The organism is Caldimonas sp., assembly GCF_046289365.1.
In the GTDB taxonomy this organism is placed as follows: Bacteria; Pseudomonadota; Gammaproteobacteria; order Burkholderiales; family Burkholderiaceae_C; genus Caldimonas.
On the sequence record NZ_JBKBVU010000014.1, the window covers coordinates 16,158 to 36,416 of the forward strand.

Here is a 20,259-nt window from a genome sequence, read left to right on the forward strand (position 1 = left end):
GGGTTTTGTGTCTTTGCTCTCTCCCCCCCGCCGGGGCTTGAGGGTTTCGGCCCGCACGTGGCGGGCGAGGTCGAAGTCGGGGTCGATCACCCAGCTCGCACCCAAGGGGTCCTCGACAACCTTCTGGCGGAAGCGCCGGTACTTGAGCAGGCGCTGCTCGATACGTTCTCGCAAGGCCTGCAGGGTGATGCGCGGACGCAATCGCCACATGCCCACGATGAGCATCAGGTTGGCCTCGGTGTCCATGCGCAGCCAGGCGGTGTCGACCCGGGACATGCGCTGCGTCGTTGCGGGCATGCGTTCGTTCTTTCCTTGAGGAGCCCGCTCTATTCTCGGGGCGGGAAGCGCACTAGCATCTGCACCGCAGCAATATGCGTCAATCGACGTTTCCACCAACCTTGAGGAGCCCCCCATGGCCGACCTGCAAGCCGCCTTCGAGAAGGCCGTCGCCGAATCCAAGTCCCTGCCCGAGAAGCCGGACAACATGACCCTGCTGAAGATCTATGCGCTGTACAAGCAGGCCACCGTCGGTGACGTGGAAGGCTCGCGCCCGGGCTTCACCGACATGGTGGGCCGCGCCAAGTGGGACGCCTGGAATGCCCTGAAGGGCCAAAGCGCCGACGAGGCCAAGCAAGCCTACATCGACCTGATCGAAAGCCTGAAGTGAAGGGCCGCGGCCCGCGCGGCCGCCTCAGCGCATTGCCGGAGTGCATCACTTCTTTCTGGCGGCGGCCTTCTTCGCAGGGGCGGCCGCCTTTTTCCGGGCAGCGGCCCCCTTGCGCGCCTCCAGCGCCAGCAGGCTGTCCAGGTTCTTCCGGATCTCGGCCTCGATGGTCTTGGCGAAGGCCCCCAGCAGGAAGCCGAGCTGGGCCTGCAGCTCGAAATGGTCGGCCGCCACGGTCAGCGTGCCCTTGACCCCAGCGCGGGTGAAATGCACGACGTCGCAGTCCTCGCCCTCCTCCACCGTGCAGTCCATGCCGAACTTCTCCTCGGCATCCTCGGCCCATTGCCAGGCGATCTCGCGGGCCCGGGCCAGGCCGAGCTGGTGTTCACGGTGGATGGCAATCTCGCTCATCGCGCAGGGTCCTTGTCGGCGATCATGGGGGACGTGAGGGCCTGGCGGCGCTCGTCGCGCGGCCGCTGGGCCAGCTCGCGCACGGCATCATAAAACCGCGGAAAGCTCCGGCCCCTTGCGTCGAAAAGCCGCTCGAAGCCGGGCACCAGCTCGGTGTAGGCCGCCAGCACGGCCAGCGAGGCGCCATTGGCTTGCTCGAACCAGCGGTCGTAGCCGGCAAAGCCCTCCCAGGGGCCGGCCTTCAGGCGCGCGTGTTCGGCGCGCATCGCGGCCAACACCTCGGCCTTGCCGCGGCGCTTGTCCTCGTCGCTGCCGGGGCCGGCATAGACCTCCGCCAGGCGGGCGCGGTAGCGCAGGGTCAGGGCCTGGAAATCGCGCCGGCGGGTGTCGAAGCGTTCGTATTCCTCACGCACCGCCGGGCTGGCATGCTGCTGCAGCCATCGCTGCACACCGAGGCGCTCCACCGCGGTGGCGAAGGATTCGTTGAAGGAGGTGTCGTCCTTCACGTAGACCACATGGTGGGCCAGTTCGTGGAAGATGAGGCGCGCCAGTTCGCCCTCCGGGTAGCCGATGAAGGTGTTGAGCAGCGGGTCGCCACCCAGCCATTCCAGCCGGCCCAGCGTGGAATAAGCAGGCACGCCGTAGACGCGCACGTCGTAGCCCTGCGCGCGCAAGCCTTGGGCGAAGGCTTCGGCCTCGTCGCGGTCATAGTAGCCGCGGTAGCCCACGCAGCCCACCACCGGGAAACACCAGGTCTTGAGGGTGAGGCTCAGCTCGGGCACCGCCACCACGTTCCACACCGCGGCCGACCGGCCCAGGTCGGCGTAGCCGCGGTAGCTGCGGGTGTCGGGCAGGGCGAGTTCGTCCACCGCAAAGCGGCGGATACGCTGGCTCAGGAGCAGGCGCTCGCGCAGGCGCTCGGGCGTGGCGCCGTCGGCCAGCCAGTGCTCGACCGGACGGGCCTGCTGCATCAGGCTCAGGTGGCCGTGCACCGTCTGGGCCAAGTAGCCCACGGTGCCGCAGCCCGCCACGGTCAGGCCGCCGCCCAGGACCAGGGCCGCCACGCCGACCACCGCCCACAGACCTCGCCGGCGCATCGCCACCCCCGGGACCTCAGCGCACCGCCGGCGCCGCGGCCACCTCGACCAGCACGTCGTAGAAGCAGGGCGCACGCCCGAGGTCGGTCAGACGCTGGTGGGTGACTTCGTTGACATTGCTGCCGCGCAGGCCCAGCTTGCGCCACCAGATGCCCAGGCCGTTGACCACGCCCGGGCGGGCCCGGTCACTGACACGCGCCGTGCACCAGTATTCGCCACGGTCGTTGAACACGCGCACCACGGCGCCGTCGGCAATGCCGCGGGCGGCGGCATCGTCGGGGTGGATCTCCAGCAGCGGCTCGCCCTCGATGTCGCGCAGGCTCTGCACGTTCACGAAGCTGGAGTTGAGGAAGTTGCGCGCCGGCGGCGAGATCATCGCCAGCGGGTAGCGCGCCGCCAAATGCGGCGTGGCGGTGGGCGACTCGTGGTTGGGCAGGTAGTCGGGCACGCCGTGGCGCGGCGAGTCGATCTCGCAGCGCCCGCTGGCGGTGGGAAAGCCCCCTTCGGCGAAGGGTGCCTCGGGCAGTGGCAGCTTGACCCAGCCCTGCTGGCGCAACTGCGCCAGCGTGATACGTCCGCCGAAGGCCTGGGCGGCGATCTCTTCGTCCGTCTCGGCGAAGCAGGGCTCGGTGTAGCCCATGCGCGCGGCCAGGTCGCGAAAGATCTGCGTGTTGGGCCGGGCCTGCCCCACCGGCGCGATGGCCGGCTCGTTGATCAGCACGTCGGTGTGGCCGTAGCTGGTGTGCACGTCCAGGTGTTCGAGCTGGGTCGTGGCCGGCAGCACATAGTCTGCAAAATCGGCCGTGTCGGTGAGGAAATGCTCCAGCACCACGGTGAAGAGGTCCTCGCGGGCGAAGCCCTGCACCACCTTGGGCGACTCGGGGGCCACCGCGACCGGGTTGCTGTTGTAGACCACCAGCGCCTCGATCTTCGGACCGAAGCCGGGCGAGGCCTCGCGCAGCAGGTCGTCGCCGATCGTGCTCATATTGATCGTGCGGGGATCGCGCCCGGCCAGCAGCTCGGGGCGCTGCAGCGCAGCACGGTCCACCGGGAACCAGCCCGAACTCGACAGCAGCAGGCCGCCGGCGCGATGGCGCCAGGCGCCGGTCAGGCAGGGCAGGATGGCGATCAGCCGCACCGCGTTGCCGCCGCCACGGGCGCGCTGCATGCCATAGTTCAGGCGGATCGCCGCGGGGGTCATCGTGGCGTAGTCGCGCGCCAGACCACGCACCGCCTGCGCCGACACGCCGCATTCGGCCGCCGCCCGCTCGGGCGGCCACTGCAGGGCCCGCTCGCGCAGGGCGGGCCAGCCCAGCGTATGGCGCTCGATGTAGTCGTCGTCGAGCCAGCCGTTGACGATGAGTTCGTGCATCAGCCCCAGGGCCAGCGCACCGTCGGTGCCGGGGCGCAAGGCCAGGTGCTCGTGGCACTTGTCGGCCGTTTCGGTGCGGCGCGGGTCGATGCACACCAGCTTGGCCCCGCGCCGCTTGGCCTCCTGGGCCACGCTCCAGAAGTGCAGGTTCGAGGCGATGGAATTGCTGCCCCAGATCAGGATCAGGCGGCTCTCGGCAAAGTGCTCGACATGCATGCCGACCTTGCCGCCGTAGGTCGCCATGAGAGCCTCGGCCCCGGCGCTGGCACAAATGGTGCGGTCCAGGCGCGAGGCGCCCAGGCGGTGGAAGAAGCGCGCCGACATGCTCTCGCCCTGCACGAGGCCCATGGTGCCGGCATAGCTGTAGGGCACGATGGCCTGCGGGTCACGCGATGCGATGTTCGACAGGCGCTGCGCGATCGCGTCCAGGGCCTCGTCCCAGCCCACCCGTTCGAACTGCCCCGCGCCCTTGGGCCCCACGCGCCTGAGCGGGTGCAGCACGCGCTGCGGATGGTAGGTACGTTCCACGTAGCGCGAAACCTTGCGGCACAGCGCCCCGTGCGTGGAGGGGTGTTCGGGCCGCCCTTGCACACGCACCGCACGGCCGCCTTCGACCACCACCTGCATCGCGCAGGTGTCGGGGCAGTCGTGCGGGCAGGCCGCGCGCACGATGCGCGCGCCGTCCGCGGCGGCAGGGGACGTCATCATCCGGGGCTCCAGGGCAGGAAGGGTCTTGCGAACACAGGCAGGATCGACAAGGCTACACTGAATCATCGCCATTGCGTGCGGTTGTCCCATGAAGCTGATCGACTCCATCCTGGCCGACGCCGCGGCCGTCACCGCCATCCGGCGCGACATCCATGCTCATCCCGAACTGTGCTTCGAGGAGGTTCGCACCGCCGACGTGATCGCGCGCGCGCTCACCGACTGGGGCATACCCATCCACCGCGGCCTGGGCACCACCGGTGTGGTGGGCATCGTCAAAAACGGCAGCAGCCCGCGCGCCATCGGTTTGCGCGCCGACATCGACGCGTTGCCCATGACCGAGAAAAACCAGTTCCCCCACGCCAGCCGGCACCCCGGCAAGATGCACGCCTGCGGCCACGACGGCCACACCGCGATGCTGCTGGCCGCAGCCAAGCATTTCTCGAAGCACCGCCATTTCGACGGCACGGTCTATCTCGTCTTCCAGCCGGCCGAAGAAGGCGGCGGCGGCGCGCGCGAGATGATCAAGGACGGCCTGTTCGAACGCTTCCCGATGGAGGCCATCTTCGGCATGCACAACTGGCCCGGCATGGCCGTGGGCCAGTTTGCGGTCAAGACCGGCCCCATCTTCGCGTCCAGCAACGAGTTTCGCATCGTCATCCGCGGTAAGGGCGGGCATGCGGCGCTGCCGCACAACACCGTGGACCCGGTGCCCGTGGCCTGCCAGATGGTGCAGGGCTTCCAGACCATCATCACCCGCAACAAGCGGCCCATCGACGCCGGCGTGATCTCGGTGACGATGATCCACACCGGCGAGGCCACCAACGTGGTGCCCGATGCCTGCGAGATCCAGGGCACGGTACGCACCTTCACGCTGGAGGTGCTCGACCTGATCGAGCAGCGCATGGGCGAGATCGCCCGCCACACCGCGGCGGCCTACGGCTGCGAAGTCGAATTCAGCTTCCACCGCAACTACCCGCCCACCATCAACCACCCCGAAGAGACCGCTTTCGTGCGGCGCGTGATGGGCGAGGTCGTGGGCCCCGAGAACGTGCTCGACTTCGAGCCCACGATGGGCGCCGAGGACTTCAGCTACTTCCTGCAGCACAAGCCCGGCGCCTACTTCCTGATCGGCAACGGCGACGGCACCCACCGCGAAGGCGGCCACGGCCTGGGGCCTTGCGTGCTGCACAACCCCACCTACGACTTCAACGACGAGCTGATCCCGCTGGGGGCCACGCTGTGGGTGCGCCTGGCCGAGGCCTGGCTCAAGCCGTCCGCTTGAGGACCCCGCATGGACCCCACCGCCTCCAGCGCCTTCTCGCAAAGCTACGCCGAGGCCCGCACCAAGTTCCTCGCGGCCTGCGAGGCCCTGGGCCTGGACGTGGAATCGCACATCCACCCGATGCTCGGCCGCGACGGCGAGCTGCTCGCGATGGACGTGGTGCGCCACGGGCCGCGCGACGCCCAGCGCCTGCTCATCCTGTCCAGCGCCTGCCATGGCGTGGAAGGCTTTGCAGGCTCGGGCATCCAGATCGCCCTGCTGCGCGATGCGCGCTGGCGGCAGGCCGTGCAGGCCTCGGGCGTGGCCGTGCTCTACATCCACGCGCTCAACCCCTATGGCTTTTCGTGGTGGCGTCGTGTCACGCAGGAGAACGTGGACCTCAACCGCAACTTCCACGACTTCTCCCGCCCCCTGCCGCGCAATGACGCCTACGACGAGATCCACGCCTGGCTGCTGCCGCGGCAATGGCCGCCCGGGCCCGAGGTGGAGGCGGCGATCCAGGCCTACATCGAGCGCCACGGGCCGATGGCCTTCCAGGCCGCGGTCTCACAGGGCCAGTACACGCACGAAGACGGGCTCTACTACGGCGGGCGCAATCCCACCTGGAGCAACGTGACGCTGCGTCATGTGCTGCGAGAACACGGACGCCAGGCCGCCGACATCGCCTGGATCGACCTGCACACCGGCCTGGGGCCCTGCGGCCATGGCGAGCGCATCTTCGCTTCGCGCAACGACGCCACCGAGCTCGAGCGGGCACGGCGCTGGTGGGGCCCCGAGGTCACCTCCATCTATGACGGCTCGTCCAGCTCGGCCGAGCTCACCGGCATGATGTGGCTGTCCATCTTCGACGAGTGCCCGCAGGCCCGCTACACCGGCATCGCGCTGGAGTACGGCACCATGCCGGTGCTCGAGGTGCTCCACGCCCTGCGGGCCGAGCACTGGGTGGAGAACCATCCCGAGGTGGACGACGTCCGCCGCGCCGCCTTCAAGCGACAGTTGCGCGATGCCTTCTACGTCGACACCGACGACTGGAAGCGCCGGCTCGTCGAGCAGGCCTTCGACGCCGGCCTGCAGGCCCTGAGCGGCCTGCGCGCAGGCGCCTGAGCGGCACCCGCCGCCCACTCGCGTTCAGCCCATAGTCAGCCTCGCGATCGCCCCGCCCCGGCCGGGCCTTCGCAGCGGTGTTCACCTTCGAGACAAGGGGCCCGGGGAAACGCTGACTGCGGATCGGACAGTTTCCCGACCACGAGACATGCGGGGCGACCCGAAGTCCACCGTCTTTCTCCTTTCGCGACAAGCACTTGGTCTGGCTGTCCCAGCGTGGCACAGGCCTTGCGCTGGGAAGAGCATCGTCCGGCCTCGATGCCGGGCGGTGCCGTACACAAAAAGGAGACACCGATGGTCCGTTGGCTGCGCGCCCTGGTTCGAGCCCTGCTCGAAGCCGAGCTCTTCGGCGTGGCCGCCGGCGCCTACACCGGGGCCGAACGGCGCGAATGTCAGGGCAAGCTGCACATCGGCCCAGGGCGGCACCCTCTTCCTCGACGAGATCGGCGACATGCCGCTGGGCGTGCAGGCCAAGCTGCTGCGCGTGCTGCAGGAAAAGGAGCCAGTACGAGCGCCGCCTGATCGAGCAGGCCCTGGCGGAATGCCGCAGCGTGGCCGCCGCCGCGCGGCGCCTGGGCATGGGCCGCGCCACGCTGTACCGCAAGATGGCAGCCTACCAGTTGGGACGCACGGCGCGCTGATTGCGCCTCACGCCCGCAGCCGCCGCAACAGCCCGGCCGTCGAGGCATCCAGTCCCGCGGTGTCGCCCGAGACCAGGCGCGGCAGCAGGTCGTTGCACAAGGCCTTGCCCAGCTCCACACCCCACTGGTCGTAGGAATTGAGGCCCCACAGCGCACCGCTCGTGAAGACACGGTGCTCGTACAGCGCGATCAGCGCGCCCAGGGCGCGCGGCGTGAGCCGCTCCAGCAGCAGCGTGGTGCTGGGACGGTTGCCCGGGAAGGTGCGGTGGCGCGCGATCGTCGCCGCATCCAAAGCACGGCTGGCCGTGGGGGCCTGCTCGCCCAGCGCCTCCTCGGTGGTCTTGCCCCGCATCAGCGCCTGCGCCTGCGCCAGGCCGTTGGCCAGGAGCTTGGCATGCAGATCGGCATGGCCGTGCGTGGGCGTCTTCACCAGGATGAACTCCACCGGGATCACGTCGGTGCCCTGGTGCAGCATCTGGAAATAGGCATGCTGGCCGTTGGTGCCGGGCTCGCCCCAGACCACCGGCGAGGTGCCATAGGGCAGCGGCTGGCCGTCCAGGTCCACACGCTTGCCGTTGGATTCCATCTCCAGTTGCTGCAGGTAGGCCGGCAGGCGTTTGAGGCCCTGGTGATAGGGCGCCACGCTGCGGCTGGTAAAGCCATGGAAGTTGCGATACCACACATCGAGCAGGCCAAGCTGCACCGGGAGGTTGCGCTCCAGCGGGGCGGTGGCGAAGTGGCGGTCCATCGCATGCGCGCCGTCGAGCAGGGCACGGAAGTGCTCGCGGCCCAGCGCGATCGCCACCGGCAGCCCGATGGCCGACCACAGCGAATAGCGCCCGCCCACCCAGTCCCAGAAACCGAAGGTGGTGGTGATGCCGAACGCGGCCGCCGCCTCGACGTTCGTGGTGGTGGCCACGAAATGCTTCGCAGTGTCGGTGCCGCCTTGCTGGACGAACCACTCGCGCGCCACGCGCGCGTTGGCCATGGTCTCCTGCGTGGTGAAGGTCTTGGAGGCGATGATGAAAAGCGTGGTGTGCGGCTTCAGACCGCGCAGCACCGGCTCGATGTCGTGCCCATCCACATTCGAGACGAAGTGGAAGCGCAGCCCCCGATGCACAAAGGCGTCGAGCGCCGGCACCGCCATCTGCGGGCCCAGATCCGAGCCACCGATGCCGATGTTCACCACATCGGTGAAGCCGCTGACCGCCGTGTCGCGCACCCCTTCGGCATAGGCCAGCAGGCGGTCGAGCACCCCGTGAACCTCGTCGCTGAAGGGGCCCTGGCCGCGCGGGGCGCGCAAGGCCGTGTGCAGCACGGCGCGGCCTTCGGTGACATTCACCGCCTCGCCCGCCAGCATTGCGTCGCGCCGCGCCTGCAGGCCGCACTCGCGGGCCAGCTCGGTCAGCAGGCGATGCGTGGCCTCGTCCCACAGGTTCTTCGAAAGATCCGCAAAGACCTCCGGCGCCTCCACGCTGAAGCGCTCGAAGCGCGCCGGATCGCGTGCGAAGGCTTCGCGCAGGTCCAGGTCGCGGCCGTGGGCCTCGAAATGCCCCCGCAAGGCCGCCCAGGCCGTGGTGCGATCGCAGCGGGTCATGCCACCAGCTCCTGGATCAGGGTGTCCAGCTTGGCCGCATCGGCCGCGAAGGCGCGGATGCCCTCGGCGAGCTTCTCGGTGGCCATCGCATCCTCGTTGAGCGCGTAGCGGAAGCTGGCTTCGTGGTAGCTCACGGCCTTGAGCGGCGTGCGCTGCGCAACCTGCGGATCCAGGTGGCGCGTGACGGGGGTGTCGCTCGCCTGCAACTGGGCCAGCAGCTCGGGGCTGATGGTCAACAGGTCGCAGCCGGCCAGGGCGAGGATCTGGCCCACGTTGCGGAAGCTCGCGCCCATCACCTCGGTGGGGATGCCATAGTGCTTGTAGTAGGTATAGATCTGGGTCACCGACTTCACGCCCGGATCGTTCACCCCGGCATGGGCGGCTTCGTCCCATTGCGACCCGGCCGCCTTCTTGTGCCAGTCGTAGATGCGGCCGACGAAGGGCGAGATCAGCCGCACACCGGCCTCGCCGCAGGCCACGGCCTGGCAGAAGGCAAACAGCAGCGTCAGGTTGCAGTGGATGCCCTCGTGCTCGAGCGCACGCGCGGCCTGGATGCCCTCCCAGGTGGCGGCGATCTTGATCAGCACGCGCTCGCGGGCGATGCCGGCCGCCTCGTACATCGCGATGAGGCGCTGCGCGCGCGCGATGGTCGCCGCGGTGTCGAAGCTCAGCCTCGCATCCACCTCCGTGGACACGCGCCCGGGCACCACCTTCAGGATCTCCTGGCCGAAGGCCACGAGCACCCGGTCCACCAGCTCGTCCAGCGCACGCCCCGGATGGGCACGCACCGTGGCCTCCAGCAGCGGACGGTACTCGGGCTGCTGCACGGCCTTGAGGATCAGCGAGGGATTGGTGGTCGCATCCCGCGGTGCGAACTGGGCCAGTTGCTTGAAATTGCCGGTGTCGGCCACCACGGTGGTGTACTGCTTGAGTGCGTCGAGTGAGTTCATGGGAGGGGGGTCGAAGAGAGGGCCCGGTGCAGGGTGCATTGTCGCCGCCGCCGGGCCGAGACCGCGGCGGTGTCGCAGTAACAAGATTACCCGGTAACTCCATCGTAACCTCTCCCGGAAAGCCCCAGCCCGAGCGGTCCACGCGAGTTCGTATTGACGAAACCACCGCTTCGTCGCATGATGCGTTTGTAATTGAATTACATCGACGTGCCCACGCAGGCCCGGTCCGTCGGTGACACCCGCTTACACAGTCCATCCCATCATGTCCTTCGATCTCGTCTTCTTCGGCGGCACCGGCGACCTCACCTGGCGCAAGCTCATGCCGGCCCTGTTCCAGGCCTTCCGCCACGGCAAGCTGCCTGCCGGCGGGCGCATCCTCGCCGTGGCCCGCGACGAGCGCAGCGACGACGAGTACCGCGCCTGGCTGAAGGCGCACTTTGAGGACGTCGAGAGCCCCAAGCGCCCCAGCGACGAGGAGTTCGCCCGCTTTGCCGAACGCCTCTTCTACCGGCGCATGGACCTGTCCCAGCCCGAGCACTACGCCCACCTGAAGGCCTGGCTGGACGAACGCGCGGCCGACACCGTGGTGTTGTATCTGGCCACCAGCCCGCACCTCTTCCCGGTGATCTGCGAACAGCTCGGCGCGGCCGGCCTGAATGCGCCCCACATCCGTGTGGTGCTGGAGAAGCCGCTGGGCCACGACCTGAAGAGCGCGCAGGAGATCAACCGCGTCGTGCGTTCGGTCTTCGACGAGAACCAGGCCTTCCGCATCGACCACTACCTGGGCAAGCCCTCGGTGCAGAACCTGATGGCCCTGCGCTTCGGCAACGCCCTGTTCGAACCCTTGTGGCGGCGCGAGAGCATCGCCAACATCCAGATCACGCTGGCCGAGAGCATCGGCGTGGGCACGCGCGGCGACTTCTACGACCGCACCGGCGCGCTGCGCGACATGGTCCAGAACCATGCGCTGCAACTGCTCACGATGATCGCAATGGAGCCGCCGGCCACCAACGACGCCGATGCCATCCGCGACGAAAAACTCAAGGTGCTGCGCTCGCTCAAGCCCTTCACGCCCGAATCGGTGGCCCGCGACGTGGTGCGCGGCCAGTACCGCGCCGGCAGCGTGGGCGGGCAGCCCGTGCCCGGTTATCTCGAGGAGGCCAAGGTGCCCGCCGACAGCCGCTGCGAGACCTTCGTCGCGCTGCGCACCGAGGTGCAGAACTGGCGCTGGGCCGGTGTGCCCTTCTACCTGCGCACCGGCAAGCGCCTGGCCGCACGCGACGCGCAGATCGTCGTCAACTTCCGCCCCGTACCGCACCCCATCTTCCCTGGCGTCAACCAGCCCAACAAGCTGGTGATCAAGCTGCAGCCCGAAGACGGTCTGGAACTGCACCTGCTCGCCGCCAAGGGCACCGGCCAGCAAGAGGCGCTGGCGCCGGTGTTCCTGGACCTCGACTTCGACAAGGCCTTCCCCACCGAGCGCGTGGGCGCTTACGAGCGATTGCTGCTCGATGCGATCGCCGGGCGGCTCAACCTCTTCGTGCGCAGCGACGAGCAGGAACAGGCCTGGCGCTGGGTCGAACCCATCCTGGACACCTGGGCCCGCGACAGCACCGGCCCCCGCCCCTATGCCGCCGGGAGCTGGGGCCCGGCCGCCGCCAGCGCCTTGGTCGCACGCGACAATTTCACCTGGGCCGAAGAGGCTTGACGCCCTCCGCAGCGCCGCACCCGCCCTTTGCAGGAGCCCGCCCCATGCTCGATCGCATCAAAGCCTCGATCCCCGCCCTGCCCCCGGCCGAGCAGCGCGTGGCCAAACTGGTGCTGGCCGACCCGCGCAGCTTTGCCAGCCTGCCGGTGGCCGAACTCGCCGAGCGGGCCCATGTGAGCAAGCCCACCGTCGTGCGCTTTTGTCGCAGCGTGGGCTACGACGGCCTGGCCGACTTCAAGCTCAAGCTCGCTGGCACGGTCAACGAAGGCGTGCCCTTCGTGCACCGTGCGGTGGACGAGGACGACAAGCCCTCCGACCTCATCGTCAAGGTGATCGACAACGCGGTGTCGGCCCTGCTGAAGTTCCGCAACGACGCGGCCAGCCATGCCTTCGAGCGCGCCATCGAGGCCCTGACGGCTGCCGGCAAGAGCGCTCGGCGCATCGAGTTCTATGGCGTGGGCAACTCGGGCATCGTGGCCCAGGACGCCCAGCACAAGTTCTTCCGGCTGGGGGTGAACGCCGTGGCCTACAGCGACGGCCACGTGCAGGTGATGAGCGCCACGATGCTGCAACCGGGCGACTGCGCGGTGATCATCTCCAACTCCGGTCGCAGCCGCGACCTGCTCGATGCCGCGGAGATCGCGCGCAAGAAGGGGGCCACCACCATCGTCATCACCGCCAGCGGCTCGCCACTGACCCACCATGCCCAGATCCTGCTGGCGGTGGATCACCCCGAGGACTACGACCGCTACAGCCCGATGGTGTCGCGGCTGCTGCACCTCACCGTGATCGACATCCTCACCACCGGCGTGGCCCTGCGCCTGGGCGAGCAACTGCGCCCGATGCTGCAGGAGATCAAGCGCAACCTGCGCGCCAAGCGCTACGCGACCTCGGACTGAACACCCGGCGGCGCGCCGTCGGGCAGCAAAGCGGCCACACCGTACAGGCCGGCCAGGGCGCTCAGCTTGGGCGGCAGGTGGCGCACCTCGAAGCGCTTGCCCCAGGCCCGGGCCAGACGGTGGCATTCGATCAGCACGGCCAGGGCCGAGGAATCGAAGCGCTTGAGCGCGCCGGCATCGACCACCAGGGTCTCGCCCTCCTGAGCCCTCAGGCCCTGGCGCAGCATGCGCACAGTGTCGCGGGCCTCGGCAACCGTCAGCGTGGCCGGCAGCAGCAGCATCGTGCCGTCCTCAGCCGCGGGCAGCCGCCGCCACCTTGTTGCGCTCGGCCAGGCTGTTGATCAGGCCGTCGATGCCGCCCTTGCTGATCTCTTGGGCGAAGGTGGAGCGGTAGTTCTCCACCAGCCAGATGCCCAGCACATTGACGTCGTAGATCTTCCAGCCGTCGCCGGCCTTCTCGAGGCGGTAGTCCATCTGGATCGGCTCACCCGCACCGCGCACCTGCGTGCGCACGATGACCTCGGTATCCTCGGGTCGCGCGCGCATCGGCAGCAGGTGCACCGACAGGTCCTTCACCTGGCTGAGCGCACCGGCATAGGTTCGCACCAACAAGAGCTTGAATTCCTCTTGCAGGCGCTGCTGCTGCGCCGGCGTGGCCTGACGCCAATAGCGGCCGACGGCCGAGGCCGTCATGCGCCGGAAGTTCGTGTGGGGCAGGATCTTGCTGTCCACCAGGGCGATGACCTTGTTCAAATCGCCGTTTTGCAGCGAAGCGTCCTTTTTCGCCGTCTCCAGGATGTCGTTGGACAGCTCGCGGATGAACACATCGGGGGCCTGGGCAGCGGCCTGGGCGAGCGGCGCGGCCATCCAGGCGGCCCAGGCCAGGCCCAGGGTGGCGAAGTGGCGTCGATTCATGCAGTGAATTCCCTTCCTTGTTGTGGTGCGGCGGGGCACCGGACCTGGTTATGACCCGCAGGGGCCCGCAGGGTTCGCCGATCCGGCTCGATTGTGAACAAACGTCACCCGGCGACGGACTGGAAGCAATTCCTTACCATTGTCGCCCCTTCGCTCACGGGGCCGAGGCCGCCGGCGCCGGTGGGGCGGCAGCCTCGGCGTCCCAATCGTCCTCGTCCTCGGACGGCGGGTTGCCATCGTAGACCAGGTTGCGGCGGCGCTGCAGCCAGGCATCGCGGGTGAAGAGGTATTTGTCCAGCGCCACGTCGTCCAGCATACGGGTCGCGCCCAGCAGGCGCGCACGCGTGTCGACGATGCGCAACCCGGTCAGGCCGTAGGCCGTCGCGGCGTCCTGGGTGAGATGGCCGGTCGCGGTGGCCTGCATGTCCAGCGGCAGCGCCGCGGTGTCGCGCAGCGTCGACGGCCCCAGGAAGGGCAGCACCAGGTAGGGCCCGGGGCCCAGCCCCCAGCGGCCCAGGGTCTGGCCGAAGTCTTCCGGCTCGGCGCGCAGCCCGGCCTCGCTGGCGATGTCCAGCACTCCGCCAAAGCCGAAGAAGGTGTTGAGGCCCACCCGCAGCGTGCTGTGCAAGCCGTTCTCGATCTTGAGCTGCAAGAAGCTGTTGACTGCCGACCACAGGTCGCCGATGTTGCCGAAGAAGTTGCTCACCCCCTTGCGCACCGGGCCGGGCACCACGTCGCGGTAGGCCCGGGCGGTGGGTTCGAGCACCGCGCGGTCCACCGCATCATTGAAAGCAAAAACCTTGCGGTTGAGCGGCTCGAGGGGGTCGTTCGGGTGGGTCGTCGCACAGCCGGCGGCCAGGCCGAGGCTGGCGACGAGCAGGATCAGGCGACACGGCCGGCGGTGCATGGACGTCTCCTTGCGCGCAGTGCTCAGGGGCGCGAACCGCCGGCGCCGTCGCCGGCCTCGGCCGCACGGTTGAACAGGAATTGGCTGATGAGGTTCTCGAGCACCACCGCCGATTGGGTCTGGGTGATCGTGTCGCCTTCGGCCAGCACCTGCTCTTCGGCCCCCGGCTCCAGCCCGATGTACTGCTCACCCAGCAGCCCGGCCGTCAGGATCTTGGCCGAGCTGTCCTTCGGAAAGGCGAAGCGCTTTTCCAGGCTGAGCGTGACGCGGGCCTGATAGGTCTGGTCGTCGAAGGTGATCGACTCGACCCGGCCGACCACCACGCCGGCACTGCGCACCGCCGAACGCGGCTTGAGCCCGCCGATGTTGTCGAAGCGGGCCTGCACGCGATAGGTCTCCTCGAAGGACAGCGACAGCAGATTGCCCGCCTGCAGCGCCAGGAATAGCAGGGCCGCGCCGCCCAGCAGCACGAACAGGCCCACCCACACATCATGTCGAGACTGAGGCATCACACCACTCCTGCCGCCGGCGCCGCCGCCCGCGGCTCATCAGATCGAGAACATCCAGGCGGTGAGCATGAAGTCCAGGCCCAGGACGAACAGCGAAGCCACCACCACCGTGCGCGTGGTGGCCCTCGAGACCCCCTCGGGCGTGGGCTTGGCCTCGAAACCCTGCCACAGGGCGATGAAGCTCACCGTCACGCCGAACACGAAACTCTTGATCAGGCCGTTGCCGACGTCAGACCACACGTCCACGCCGGCCTGCATCTGCGACCAGAAGGCTCCGCCGTCCACACCGATCATCACGACGCCGACGATCCAGCCCCCGATGATGCCCACCATGCTGAACACCGCCGCCAACAGGGGCATCGCGAGGATGCCGGCCCAAAAGCGCGGCGCCAGCACGCGCTGCACCGGATCGACGGCCATCATCTCCATCGCCGCGAGCTGCTCGCCGGCCTTCATCAGGCCGATCTCGGCCGTCAGCGAGGTGCCGGCACGGCCGGCGAACAGCAAGGCCGTGACCACCGGCCCGAGTTCGCGCACCAACGACAGCGCCACCATCAGGCCCAGCGCCTCGGATGACCCGTAGCGCTGCAAGATGTAATAGCCCTGCAGCCCCAACACGAAGCCCACGAACAGGCCCGACACCGCAATGATGGCCAGCGAGTAATTGCCCAGGAAGTGGATCTGGTCCACGACCAGGCGCGGCCGCGCAAAAGCCTTGCCGCCCAATGCGAACAGATGGATCAGCAGGCGTGCCGCGCGGCCCAGCTCGGCCAGGAAGCCCCGCACGGCGCGGCCCACCCGCTGCGGATGCAACCAGCCGATCATGCGCGCCCCCCGGGCAGCCGGTAATCCTCGGCCACGTCGCAGGCCGGATAGTGGAAACGCACGGGGCCATCACCTTCGGCACCCACGAACTGGCGCACCAGCGGGTCATCGGTCGAACGCATCTGCGCCGGCGTGCCCTGGGCGGCAATGCGCCCATTGGCCAGGAACACCACGTGGTCGGCGATCAGGAAGGTCTCATCCACGTCGTGCGAGACCACCAGGCTGGTCACGCCCAGGGCCTGGTTGAGCTGGCGGATCAGGCGCGCGGCCACGCCCATCGAGATCGGGTCGAGCCCGGCAAAGGGCTCGTCGTACATGATGAGGTCCGGGTCGAGTGCGATCGCGCGTGCCAGCGCCACGCGCCGCGCCATACCGCCCGAGACCTGGGAGGGCATCAGGTCGCGCGCGCCCCGCAGGCCCACCGCATCGAGCTTCATCAGCACGAGGTCGCGGATCATCTCCTCGCTCAGCTGCGTGTGCTCGCGCAATGGGAAGGCCACGTTGTCGAAGACCGAGAGGTCGGTGAACAAGGCGCCGAACTGGAACAGCATGCCCATGCGCCGGCGGATGGCGTACAGCGCATCGCGATCCATCGCCGCGACGTCCACGCCGTCGAAGAGCACCTGGCCCGCTCTCGGCTTGACCTGCCCCCCGATGAGGCGCAGCACCGTGGTCTTGCCGCCGCCGGAAGTGCCCATCAGGGCCACCACCTTGCCGCGCGGCACCACGAGGCTCACGTCCTCCAGGATCATGCGCTCGTCATAGCCGAAGCTCACCCCGCGCAGTTCGACCAGCGGCGGCGGGGGCGTCTCGGAGGCGAGGGTGTGATTCAGCATGCCGGACAAAAAAGCCGGTGGGGATGAGTCACCGGCCCGCCGATGATAGGGGAAAACACGGGAGCGGTCCGGCTGCAGCACGGGCCCCCGTCCCCGAAGGTCCGGGGAAAGTGTCGCGCCGGCGCAACACCCAGGCGCCGGTCGAGTCCTGCTCGCGCCCCCAGACACCACAGCCCCCTCGACGGTGGCCGTGGCGGCCAGGGCCTGTCAGCACCGCGAAGGGCGGTGCACGGGTTTCAGCGCGGCAGGTCGCTCGTGCCCATCAGGTACTCGTCCACCGCGCGGGCGGCCTGGCGGCCTTCGCGGATGGCCCAGACCACCAGCGACTGGCCGCGGCGCATGTCGCCGGCGGCAAAGACCTTGTCGACGTTGGTGCGGTAGCCGCCGATGAAGTCGGTGCTGGCCTTGGCATTGCCGCGGGCGTCCTTGTCCACACCGAAGGCCTCGAGGACGGAACCCACCGGGCTGACAAAGCCCATGGCCAGCAGCACCAGGTCGGCCTTGAGCACCTGCTCGGTGCCCGGCACCTCGGTCATCTTGCCGTCCTTCCACTCGACGCGCACGGTCTTCACGCCGGTGACGCGCCCCTTCTCGCCGAGGAACTCCTTGGTGGCGATCGCAAACTCGCGCACACAACCCTCCTCATGGCTGGAGGAGGTGCGCAGCTTGTAGGGCCAGTAGGGCCAGGTCAGCGGCTTGTCCTCGTGCTCAGGCGGCATGGGCAGCAGCTCGAACTGGGTCACGCTCTTGGCGCCGTGGCGGTTGGAGGTGCCCACGCAGTCGGAGCCGGTGTCGCCGCCGCCGATCACGATGACATGCTTGCCCGCGGCGGAGATCTGGTTCTTGAGCTTGTCGCCAGCCACCACCTTGTTCTGCTGGGGCAGGAATTCCATCGCGAAGTGGATGCCGTCGAGGTCGCGGCCCGGCACCGGCAGGTCGCGCGACTGTTCGGCCCCGCCGGCCAGCAGCACGGCGTCGAAGTCCTTGCACAGTTGCTCGGCGCTGAGGGTTTCCTTGGCCCAGTTGGTGACCTTGGAGCCCTCGGGCATCCGGCCCACCAGCACGCCGGGGCGGAAGCTCACGCCCTCGGCCTTCATCTGCTCGATGCGGCGATCGATGTGCGACTTCTCCATCTTGAAGTCGGGGATGCCATAGCGCAGCAGGCCGCCGATGCGGTCGTTTTTCTCGAACACGGTCACGTCATGGCCGGCACGCGCCAACTGCTGGGCCGCGGCCAGGCCGGCCGGGCCGGAACCCACGATGGCAACCTTCTTGCCGGTGCGGTGTTTCGGCGGCTGCGGCACCACCCAGCCTTCGGCCCAGGCACGGTCGATGATGGCGTGTTCGATGGACTTGATGCCCACCGGGTCGTCGTTCACGTTGAGCGTGCAGGCCGCCTCGCAGGGAGCCGGGCAGACGCGGCCGGTGAACTCGGGGAAGTTGTTGGTCGAGTGCAGCACCTCGATGGCCTGGCGCCATTGGCCGCGGTAGACCAGGTCGTTGAAGTCCGGGATGATGTTGTGGATGGGGCAGCCGTTGTTGCAGAACGGCGTGCCGCAGTCCATGCAGCGCGCACCCTGGATCTTGGCCTCGTCCTCCTTGAGGCCGATGACGAACTCCTTCCAGGTCTTCAGACGCTTCTCGACCGGCTCATAGCCCTCTTCGAGGCGCTCGTACTCGAGGAAGCCAGTGACTTTTCCCATGTGTTGAACTCCTGACGTGCGGCTCAGGCCTTGGCCTTGGTGGACTTGGGCTTGTCGGCGGCTTTGGCCCGCTCGATGGTCTGCGCCGCCTCGACGCGGGCGTGCAGCTCGCCCAGGGCGCGCTTGTACTCGTGCGGGAAGACCTTGACGAACTTCGCGCGGGCCTCCTCCCAGTGGTCGAGGATGTCGCGCGCGCGCTGCGAGCCGGTCCAGCGGTTGTGGTCCTGCACGAGCTTGCGCAGCAGCTCCTCGTCGGTCTGGCCCTTGTGCCAGATCGCCGGGTCGACGCTGGCGCGCTGCTCGGCCGCGGGCAGCACCTTCTCCAGGCCCACCATCGCGGTGTTGCAGCGCTTGGCGAACTGGCCGTCCTCGTCGTAGACGTAGGCGATGCCGCCGCTCATGCCCGCGGCGAAGTTGCGGCCCGTCTTGCCCAGCACGACCACGGTGCCGCCGGTCATGTACTCGCAGCCGTGGTCGCCCGTGCCCTCGACCACCGCCGTGGCGCCGGACAGTCGCACGGCGAAGCGCTCACCGGCCACGCCACGGAAGAAAGCCTCGCCGCTGGTGGCGCCGTAGAGCACCGTGTTGCCGACGATGATGTTGCGCGTGGCATCCCCACGGAAGTCGATGCTGGGTCGCACCACCACGCGGCCGCCCGACAGGCCTTTGCCGGTGTAGTCGTTGGCGTCGCCGATCAGGTACAGCGTGATGCCCTTGGCCAGGAAGGCGCCAAAGCTCTGGCCGCCGGTGCCCTCCATCTGGATGTGGATGGTGTCGTCGGGCAGACCCTCGGGGTGGCGGCGGATCAGCTCGCCCGAGAGCATCGCCCCCACGGTGCGGTTGACATTGCGCGCGGTCTCGATGAACTGCACCTTCTCGCCTTTGTCCAGTGCGGGCCGCGAACGCTCGATCAGGCGCACGTCCAGCGCGCGCTCCAGCCCATGCTCCTGGGATTCGACGTGGTGGCGTGCCACGTCCTGGGGCACTTGCGGCTGGTGGAAGATGCGGCTGAAATCCAGGCCGCGGGCCTTCCAGTGCTCGATGCCGCGACGCATGTCCAGCAGGTCGGAGCGGCCGATCAGGTCGTCGAACCTGCGGATGCCCAGTTGGGCCATGATCGAGCGCGCTTCCTCGGCCACGAAGAAGAAGTAGTTCACCACATGCTCAGGCTTGCCCTGGAACTTGCGGCGCAGCACCGGGTCTTGCGTGGCCACGCCCACCGGGCAGGTGTTCAGGTGGCACTTGCGCATCATGATGCAGCCCTCGACCACCAGCGGTGCGGTGGCGAAGCCGAACTCGTCGGCCCCCAGCAGCGCGCCGATCACCACGTCGCGGCCGGTCTTCATCTGGCCGTCGGCCTGCACGCGGATGCGCCCGCGCAGGCGGTTGAGCACCAGGGTCTGCTGCGTCTCGGCCAGGCCCAGCTCCCAGGGCGTGCCAGCGTGCTTGATCGACGACCAGGGCGAGGCGCCCGTGCCGCCGTCATGGCCGGCGATCACGACGTGGTCGGCCTTGGCCTTGGCCACACCGGCGGCGATGGTGCCCACGCCCACTTCCGACACCAGCTTCACCGACACGTCGGCCCGCGGGTTGACGTTCTTGAGGTCGTGGATGAGCTGCGCCAGGTCCTCGATCGAGTAGATGTCGTGGTGCGGCGGCGGACTGATCAGGCCCACGCCAGGCACCGAGTAGCGCAGGAAGCCGATGTACTCGGACACCTTGCCGCCGGGCAACTGGCCGCCCTCGCCGGGCTTGGCGCCCTGGGCCATCTTGATCTGGATCTGGTCGGCGCTCACCAGGTACTCGGTGGTCACGCCGAAGCGGCCCGAGGCCACCTGCTTGATCTTCGAGCGCAAGGAGTCGCCGGCCTGGAGTTCGTAGTCGGCCTCGATGACTTTGGCGCCCACGACATCGGACACCTTGGTGCCCTGCTGGATGGGGATGCCCTTGAGCTCGTTGCGGTAGCGCGCCGGGTCCTCACCGCCTTCGCCGGTGTTGGACTTGCCGCCGATGCGGTTCATCGCAATGGCCAGCGTGGTGTGGGCCTCGGTGGAGATGGAGCCCAGGGACATCGCGCCGGTGGCAAAGCGCTTGACGATCTCGGACGCGGGCTCGACCTCCTCGATGGGGA

General features: G+C 68.6%; 20 protein-coding genes and 1 pseudogene. 7 read left to right on the forward strand and 14 right to left on the reverse strand.

Annotation, left to right across the window (positions count from 1 at the left end):
* Positions 1-297: wax ester/triacylglycerol synthase domain-containing protein (locus ACK42S_RS02820; RefSeq protein WP_409703016.1), on the reverse strand; the 297-nt coding region annotated here is incomplete at its 3' end.
* Between the two features lie 115 nt (positions 298-412).
* Here ACK42S_RS02820 and ACK42S_RS02825 point away from each other — a divergent pair.
* On the forward strand, positions 413-667 hold the full coding sequence (locus ACK42S_RS02825) for an acyl-CoA-binding protein (protein ID WP_409703018.1): 255 nt from the start codon (positions 413-415) through the stop codon (positions 665-667).
* Positions 668-712: 45 nt separating this feature from the next.
* Here ACK42S_RS02825 and ACK42S_RS02830 read toward each other — a convergent pair whose 3' ends face one another.
* The 3 genes from ACK42S_RS02830 to ACK42S_RS02840 are packed head-to-tail and all read right to left on the reverse strand — an operon-like array spanning position 713 to position 4,252.
* Complete coding sequence (locus ACK42S_RS02830) at positions 713-1,075, reverse strand: polyhydroxyalkanoic acid system family protein (protein ID WP_409703020.1); 363 nt, start codon at positions 1,073-1,075, stop codon at positions 713-715.
* Entirely contained in the window at positions 1,072-2,172 is a 1,101-nt protein-coding gene (locus tag ACK42S_RS02835; protein WP_409703022.1) for an aminopeptidase, read from the reverse strand. Before ACK42S_RS02835 ends, ACK42S_RS02830 begins: the two co-directional genes overlap by 4 nt.
* A 16-nt stretch (positions 2,173-2,188) precedes the next feature.
* Entirely contained in the window at positions 2,189-4,252 is a 2,064-nt protein-coding gene (locus tag ACK42S_RS02840; protein ID WP_409703024.1) for a molybdopterin-dependent oxidoreductase, read from the reverse strand.
* Between the two features lie 88 nt (positions 4,253-4,340).
* Here ACK42S_RS02840 and ACK42S_RS02845 point away from each other — a divergent pair, with 88 nt between their 5' ends.
* The 4 genes and pseudogenes from ACK42S_RS02845 (at position 4,341) to ACK42S_RS02860 (ending at position 7,279) form a co-directional block, all read left to right on the forward strand.
* The gene (locus ACK42S_RS02845) at positions 4,341-5,534 is read left to right on the forward strand and encodes a M20 aminoacylase family protein (protein WP_409703026.1); all 1,194 of its coding nucleotides are present in this window, start codon (positions 4,341-4,343) and stop codon (positions 5,532-5,534) included.
* A gap of 9 nt (positions 5,535-5,543) precedes the next feature.
* Positions 5,544-6,638, forward strand: a complete 1,095-nt coding sequence (locus ACK42S_RS02850; RefSeq protein WP_409703028.1) for a M14 family metallopeptidase — start codon at positions 5,544-5,546, stop codon at positions 6,636-6,638.
* A gap of 312 nt (positions 6,639-6,950) precedes the next feature.
* Positions 6,951-7,140: pseudogene (locus tag ACK42S_RS02855) on the forward strand (sigma 54-interacting transcriptional regulator); the annotation flags it as partial.
* A 49-nt stretch (positions 7,141-7,189) separates the two neighbouring features.
* Positions 7,190-7,279, forward strand: coding sequence for a helix-turn-helix domain-containing protein (locus ACK42S_RS02860; protein ID WP_409703030.1), 90 nt, complete (start codon positions 7,190-7,192; stop codon positions 7,277-7,279).
* A gap of 7 nt (positions 7,280-7,286) precedes the next feature.
* Here the strand turns inward: ACK42S_RS02860 and pgi are convergent, their stop codons facing one another.
* Together pgi and tal are read right to left on the reverse strand one after the other, a co-directional pair.
* Positions 7,287-8,876 (reverse strand): glucose-6-phosphate isomerase, encoded by a 1,590-nt coding sequence (pgi, locus tag ACK42S_RS02865; protein WP_409703032.1) that lies wholly within the window; start codon positions 8,874-8,876, stop codon positions 7,287-7,289.
* Positions 8,873-9,826, reverse strand: coding sequence for a transaldolase (tal, locus tag ACK42S_RS02870; protein WP_409703034.1), 954 nt, complete (start codon positions 9,824-9,826; stop codon positions 8,873-8,875). Before tal ends, pgi begins: the two co-directional genes overlap by 4 nt.
* A gap of 262 nt (positions 9,827-10,088) precedes the next feature.
* Between tal and zwf the strand changes: the two genes are divergently transcribed.
* Entirely contained in the window at positions 10,089-11,534 is a 1,446-nt protein-coding gene (zwf, locus tag ACK42S_RS02875) for a glucose-6-phosphate dehydrogenase (protein ID WP_409703036.1), read from the forward strand.
* 44 nt (positions 11,535-11,578) lie between these two features.
* Positions 11,579-12,433 carry a MurR/RpiR family transcriptional regulator gene (locus ACK42S_RS02880; protein ID WP_409703038.1) on the forward strand — a complete coding sequence of 285 codons (855 nt, stop codon included), beginning with the start codon at positions 11,579-11,581 and terminating at the stop codon, positions 12,431-12,433.
* Here ACK42S_RS02880 and ACK42S_RS02885 read toward each other — a convergent pair.
* From ACK42S_RS02885 to ACK42S_RS02920, 8 genes are all read right to left on the reverse strand, one after another.
* Positions 12,415-12,714, reverse strand: coding sequence for a lipid asymmetry maintenance protein MlaB (locus tag ACK42S_RS02885; RefSeq protein ID WP_409703040.1), 300 nt, complete (start codon positions 12,712-12,714; stop codon positions 12,415-12,417). The genes ACK42S_RS02880 and ACK42S_RS02885 overlap by 19 nt on opposite strands.
* Positions 12,715-12,724: 10 nt before the next feature.
* The gene (locus tag ACK42S_RS02890; RefSeq protein WP_409703042.1) at positions 12,725-13,348 is read right to left on the reverse strand and encodes a phospholipid-binding protein MlaC; all 624 of its coding nucleotides are present in this window, start codon (positions 13,346-13,348) and stop codon (positions 12,725-12,727) included.
* A 154-nt stretch (positions 13,349-13,502) separates the two neighbouring features.
* On the reverse strand, positions 13,503-14,255 hold the full coding sequence (locus tag ACK42S_RS02895) for a VacJ family lipoprotein (RefSeq protein WP_409703044.1): 753 nt from the start codon (positions 14,253-14,255) through the stop codon (positions 13,503-13,505).
* 23 nt (positions 14,256-14,278) lie between these two features.
* A complete protein-coding gene (gene mlaD / locus ACK42S_RS02900; RefSeq protein WP_409703046.1) occupies positions 14,279-14,764 on the reverse strand; it encodes an outer membrane lipid asymmetry maintenance protein MlaD in 486 nt (161 codons plus the stop codon).
* 39 nt (positions 14,765-14,803) lie between these two features.
* Positions 14,804-15,589: a lipid asymmetry maintenance ABC transporter permease subunit MlaE gene (gene mlaE / locus ACK42S_RS02905; protein ID WP_409703048.1), complete on the reverse strand. Its 786-nt coding sequence runs from the start codon at positions 15,587-15,589 to the stop codon at positions 14,804-14,806.
* Positions 15,586-16,425, reverse strand: coding sequence for an ABC transporter ATP-binding protein (locus ACK42S_RS02910; protein ID WP_409703050.1), 840 nt, complete (start codon positions 16,423-16,425; stop codon positions 15,586-15,588). The genes mlaE and ACK42S_RS02910 overlap by 4 nt, the downstream gene beginning before the upstream one ends.
* Before the next feature lie 236 nt (positions 16,426-16,661).
* The gene (locus ACK42S_RS02915; protein WP_409703052.1) at positions 16,662-18,128 is read right to left on the reverse strand and encodes a glutamate synthase subunit beta; all 1,467 of its coding nucleotides are present in this window, start codon (positions 18,126-18,128) and stop codon (positions 16,662-16,664) included.
* Positions 18,129-18,151: 23 nt separating this feature from the next.
* Positions 18,152-20,259, reverse strand: a 2,108-nt coding sequence (locus ACK42S_RS02920) for a glutamate synthase-related protein (protein WP_409703054.1), incomplete at its 5' end; no start/stop codon positions are given.

Excerpts from the sequence above, each read along its gene's own strand:
- mlaE (WP_409703048.1), bottom strand. The coding sequence starts at position 15,589 with ATGATCGGCTGGTTGCATCCGCAGCGGGTGGGCCGCGCCGTGCGGGGC.
- ACK42S_RS02825 (WP_409703018.1), top strand. The coding sequence starts at position 413 with ATGGCCGACCTGCAAGCCGCCTTCGAGAAGGCCGTCGCCGAATCCAAG.
- ACK42S_RS02885 (WP_409703040.1), bottom strand. The coding sequence starts at position 12,714 with ATGCTGCTGCTGCCGGCCACGCTGACGGTTGCCGAGGCCCGCGACACT.
- ACK42S_RS02835 (WP_409703022.1), bottom strand. The coding sequence starts at position 2,172 with ATGCGCCGGCGAGGTCTGTGGGCGGTGGTCGGCGTGGCGGCCCTGGTC.
- zwf (WP_409703036.1), top strand. The coding sequence starts at position 10,089 with ATGTCCTTCGATCTCGTCTTCTTCGGCGGCACCGGCGACCTCACCTGG.
- mlaD (WP_409703046.1), bottom strand. The coding sequence starts at position 14,764 with ATGCCTCAGTCTCGACATGATGTGTGGGTGGGCCTGTTCGTGCTGCTG.
- ACK42S_RS02910 (WP_409703050.1), bottom strand. The coding sequence starts at position 16,425 with ATGCTGAATCACACCCTCGCCTCCGAGACGCCCCCGCCGCCGCTGGTC.
- ACK42S_RS02845 (WP_409703026.1), top strand. The coding sequence starts at position 4,341 with ATGAAGCTGATCGACTCCATCCTGGCCGACGCCGCGGCCGTCACCGCC.
- ACK42S_RS02840 (WP_409703024.1), bottom strand. The coding sequence starts at position 4,252 with ATGATGACGTCCCCTGCCGCCGCGGACGGCGCGCGCATCGTGCGCGCG.
- ACK42S_RS02830 (WP_409703020.1), bottom strand. The coding sequence starts at position 1,075 with ATGAGCGAGATTGCCATCCACCGTGAACACCAGCTCGGCCTGGCCCGG.
- ACK42S_RS02895 (WP_409703044.1), bottom strand. The coding sequence starts at position 14,255 with ATGCACCGCCGGCCGTGTCGCCTGATCCTGCTCGTCGCCAGCCTCGGC.
- ACK42S_RS02915 (WP_409703052.1), bottom strand. The coding sequence starts at position 18,128 with ATGGGAAAAGTCACTGGCTTCCTCGAGTACGAGCGCCTCGAAGAGGGC.
- pgi (WP_409703032.1), bottom strand. The coding sequence starts at position 8,876 with ATGACCCGCTGCGATCGCACCACGGCCTGGGCGGCCTTGCGGGGGCAT.
- ACK42S_RS02880 (WP_409703038.1), top strand. The coding sequence starts at position 11,579 with ATGCTCGATCGCATCAAAGCCTCGATCCCCGCCCTGCCCCCGGCCGAG.
- ACK42S_RS02890 (WP_409703042.1), bottom strand. The coding sequence starts at position 13,348 with ATGAATCGACGCCACTTCGCCACCCTGGGCCTGGCCTGGGCCGCCTGG.
- tal (WP_409703034.1), bottom strand. The coding sequence starts at position 9,826 with ATGAACTCACTCGACGCACTCAAGCAGTACACCACCGTGGTGGCCGAC.
- ACK42S_RS02850 (WP_409703028.1), top strand. The coding sequence starts at position 5,544 with ATGGACCCCACCGCCTCCAGCGCCTTCTCGCAAAGCTACGCCGAGGCC.